Source organism: Streptomyces sp., from assembly GCF_019510245.1.
Lineage (GTDB): Bacteria > Actinomycetota > Actinomycetes > Streptomycetales > Streptomycetaceae > Streptomyces.
In genome coordinates this window covers 1-3,071 of sequence record NZ_JAEKKT010000443.1, presented here as the reverse complement: position 1 = coordinate 3,071, position 3,071 = coordinate 1, and the positions used below count along the sequence as shown (strand labels likewise).

Genomic DNA, 3,071 nt, shown 5'->3' with positions numbered 1-3,071 from the left:
GCGCAGGTCGGCGTGGTCTTCTTCATGTTCCTGATCGGCCTCGAGATGCCGCTGACCATGCTGCGCAGACTCGGCGGCAAGGTGCTCTCCGCGGGGCACGCGGCGCTCGCCGTGCCCTTCCTGCTGGGCATGTTCGCCGCGCTGCGACTGCGTGACGAGTATCAGCCCGACGGGGTGCACACCGGGCCGTTCCTGCTGTTCGTGGCGTTGTCGGTGTCGGTCACCGCCTTCCCGGTGCTGGCCCGGATCCTCGCCGACCGCGGTCTGACAGGCACCCGGTTGGGCGCGATGGGCCTGGCCATGGCCGGCGTCGGCGACGTCACCGCCTGGTGTGCGCTGGGCGTGGTGGTCGCCGAGGTGCGCAGCGACTCGCCGCTCGGTGTGCTGGTCGCCGTGGCCGAGGTGGTGGCCTTCACCCTGCTGCTGTGGTTCGTGGTGCGCCCGGCGCTGGCGCACGTGCTGCGCGTGCTGGAGAGCCGGCGCGGCGGAGTGCTGCCGATAGGCACACTGATCACCTTCTTCGTGCTGATCTGCGCGGTGACCACCAACGTGCTCGGGGTGCACGCGATCTTCGGCGCCTTCCTGGCGGGCGTGGTCATGCCGCGCTCCTCCCGGACGGTGCGGGACTTCGCGCACCGGACCGAGGGCCTGGCGCTGTGGCTGCTGCTGCCGTTCTTCTTCGCCGCGGTGGGTTTGCAGACCCGGTTGCAGTCGGTGTTCTCGCTCTCCGCGCTGGGCGTGCTCGGTCTGGTGCTGCTGGTGGCCGTGGCCGGCAAGATCGGCGGGACGTTCGCTGCGGCCCGGGTCGCCGGTGAGGGCAACCGGGAGTCACTGGGGCTCGGCGTAATGATGAACTGCCGCGGCCTGACGGAGCTGGTGGTGCTCAACGTCGGTCTGTCGCTGGGGGTGATCGACTCCCGGCTGTTCGCGGTGCTGGTGGTGATGACCCTGGTGACCACCGTGGCGACCGACCCGCTGCTGCGTCTGCTGCGGCTCGACCAGCTCTCGCAGACCCCTGGAGGCGGCTTGCTCCCGGTCGAAGCCCCCTCACAGACTCAGGGAACGGCCGGGACACGTCAGCCATGAGAAACGGGGCGGAATCCGATGCGTGACGATGACACAACACATCCCACGAGTGCGACGAGTCCGATGCGCCGGAGCGTCGACACACTGCACGAACTCAAACAGCTCGTCCTGGACGGGCCCAGTCCGGCGGCCACCGAACGGCAGCACGCCAAAGGGAAACTGACGGCGCGTGAGCGGATCGCCGTACTCCTCGACAAGGGCTCCTTCCAGGAGGTCGAGGCGCTGCGGCGACACCGGGCCACCGGATTCGGGCTGGAGGGCAACCGTCCGCACACCGATGGTGTGATCACCGGTTGGGGGACGGTGGAGGGCCGCACGGTGTTCGTGTACGCCCATGACTTCCGGCTGTTCGGCGGTGCGCTGGGTGAGGCGCACGCCCAGAAGATCCACAAGATCATGGACCTGGCGATCGCCGCGGGCGCCCCGCTGGTGTCGCTGAACGACGGCGCCGGCGCCCGGATCCAGGAGGGCGTCTCCGCGCTGGCCGGCTACGGCGGGATCTTCCAGCGCAACACCCGTGCCTCCGGGGTGATCCCGCAGATCTCGGTGATGCTCGGCCCGTGCGCAGGCGGCGCGGCGTACTCACCGGCGCTGACCGACTACGTCTTCATGGTCCGCGAGACCTCCCAGATGTTCATCACAGGACCGGACGTCGTACAGGCCGTCACCGGCGAGAAGATCACCCAGAACGGCCTCGGCGGGGCCGATGTGCACGCGGAGCTGTCAGGCGTGGCGCACTTCGTCTACGACGACGAGCAGACCTGTCTGGAGGAGGTGCGCTATCTGCTGTCGCTGCTGCCGCAGAACAACCGGGAGCAACCGCCGGCGGTGGTCACCGACGACCCGGCAGACCGGCGCGGCGAGGCGCTGTACGAACTGGTGCCCAGCGACGGGAACCGCCCCTACGACATGCGGGCGGTGATCGAGGAACTGGTCGACGACGGGGTGCACCTCGAGGTGCACGAGCGCTGGGCGACCAACGTGATCTGCACCCTGGCGCGACTCGGCGGGCGGGCGGTGGGCATCGTCGCCAACCAGCCGCGCTCACTGGCCGGCGTGCTGGACATCGACAGTTCGCAGAAGGCGGCCGGATTCGTGCAGACCTGCGACTCCTTCAACATCCCGATCGTCACCCTGGTCGACGTGCCGGGCTTCCTGCCGGGCGTCGGCCAGGAGCACGACGGCATCATCCGGCACGGCGCCAAGCTGCTGTACGCGTACTGCAACGCGACGGTGCCACGGATCTCCGTGGTGCTGCGCAAGGCGTACGGCGGCGCCTACATCGTGCTGGACTCGCGTTCCATCGGCGCGGACCTGGCGCTGGCCTGGCCGACCAACGAGATCGCCGTGATGGGCGCCGACGGCGCCGCGGGCGTGATCTTCCGGCGGGAGATCGCCGCCGCCGAGGACCCGGATGCGGTGCGCAAGGCACGCACCGAGGAGTACCGGACCGAGCTGATGCACCCGTACTACGCGGCCGAGCGCGGCCTGGTGGACGACGTCATCGACCCGGCCGATACCCGCTCAGTGCTGGTGCGGGGCCTGGAGATGCTCGCCACCAAGGACGCCGACCTGCCGATGCGCAAGCACGGCAACCCGCCGCAGTGACCGGGCCCGCCGCCGAGGAGCGGCTGCTGGTGCGGATCGAGCGCGGGCGGCCGACGCCGGAGGAGGTGGCGGCGCTGACCGCGGCGTTGCTGGCGGTTGCCGCGGCCCGGAATGGCGCCGAAGAGCGGCCGCGCCCGCCGGGGCCGGGCACGGCTCGCTGGTACCGCTGGGAGCGCACCGCCGGGTTCCGGCCGGGGCACAGCTGGCGTCTGGCCCGGTGACCGGGCCCGCCGTCGACGAGCGGCCCCTGCTGCGGATCCAACGTGGGCGGCCGACGCCCGAGGAGACCGCGGCGTTGACCGCGGCGCTGCTGGCGGTCGCGGCGGCCCGCGCGGCCGAGGGCCGGTCGGGCCCGTCCGGGCCGGGTAGCGCCCGTT

At 71.1% G+C, this 3,071-nt stretch carries 4 protein-coding genes; all 4 read left to right on the top strand.

Annotated elements, in window-relative coordinates:
* Positions 1–1,086, top strand: a 1,086-nt coding sequence (locus JF597_RS53685) for a cation:proton antiporter (protein WP_294014338.1), incomplete at its 5' end; no start/stop codon positions are given.
* 63 nt (positions 1,087–1,149) lie between these two features.
* A complete protein-coding gene (locus JF597_RS53680; RefSeq protein WP_294014336.1) occupies positions 1,150–2,694 on the top strand; it encodes an acyl-CoA carboxylase subunit beta in 1,545 nt (514 codons plus the stop codon).
* Positions 2,691–2,915 (top strand): acyl-CoA carboxylase epsilon subunit, encoded by a 225-nt coding sequence (locus tag JF597_RS53675; protein WP_294014334.1) that lies wholly within the window; start codon positions 2,691–2,693, stop codon positions 2,913–2,915. Before JF597_RS53680 ends, JF597_RS53675 begins: the two co-directional genes overlap by 4 nt.
* Positions 2,912–3,071: acyl-CoA carboxylase epsilon subunit (locus JF597_RS53670; protein WP_294014340.1), on the top strand; the 160-nt coding region annotated here is incomplete at its 3' end. The genes JF597_RS53675 and JF597_RS53670, both read left to right, overlap by 4 nt.